This is a genomic window from Methylobacterium sp. AC433 (genome assembly GCF_979253015.1).
The window spans coordinates 1-812 of record NZ_CEEDBN010000050.1 but is presented as its reverse complement, the minus strand read 5'-3'; the positions used below and the strand labels follow the sequence as shown (position 1 = coordinate 812).

Below are 812 nucleotides of genomic sequence, written 5' to 3'. Positions count from 1 at the left end.
GGGGCGGGTCCGGCGGCGGCCTCGAGGGCCAGGGCGTGCATGTAGGCGGTGGGAAAGCCCGCATGGCTGACGCGGTGGCGCTCCATGGCGTCGAGGGCCTCGCGCGGGGTCCAGAGGCCGTCGGGCTTGAGGACGAGGCAGGCGCCGAAGGCGAGGGGCACCATCCAGCGCTCGTGGGCGCCGTCGAAGCTCATGGAGAGGACGTGGAGTTCGCGGGTGTCGGGTCCGGTCTCGTAGAGGGCGCCGGTGGCGCGCAGATGGGCGGCCAGGGGTCCGTGGGCGACGGCGACGCCCTTGGGCCGGCCGGTGGAGCCGGAGGTGTGGATGACGTAGGCGAGCTGGTCCGGGTGCAGGGGCACGGCGGGGGCGGTGGCGGGCTCGCGGGAGAGGTCGAGGGCGTCGAGGTCGAGGGCTTCGTGGTCGAGGGCGTCGGCGAGGCGGGCGAGGGTGTCGGCGTCGCCGAGGACGAGGCGCGGCTGGGCATCGGCCAGGAGGGCGGCGATCCGGGCGGGGGGCAGTCCGGGATCGAGGGGCAGGAAGGCGCCGCCGGCGCGCAGGATCGCGAGGAAGGCGGCGATCTGGCGGGCGGAGCGCGGCAGGGCGACGGCGACGCGGGTCTCGGCCCGGACGCCGCGCCGGACGAGGGCGTGGGCGAGGCGGTTGGCGCTGGCGTCGAGGGCGGCGAAGGTTGTGGTGGTCTCGCCGCAGATCACGGCGGGCGCGTCGGGGCGTGCGGCGGCGGCCTTCGCGATCAGGCCGGGCAGGAGGTCGTCGGCCAGGGGCAGCGGTCCGGGATAGGGGGCCGACAGGGC

General features: G+C 77.1%; 1 protein-coding gene. It reads right to left on the bottom strand.

The features are described 5' to 3' along the window. Window positions 1–812, bottom strand: an 812-nt coding sequence (locus tag AC0IWM_RS23690; RefSeq protein ID WP_471759124.1) for an AMP-binding protein, incomplete at both ends; no start/stop codon positions are given.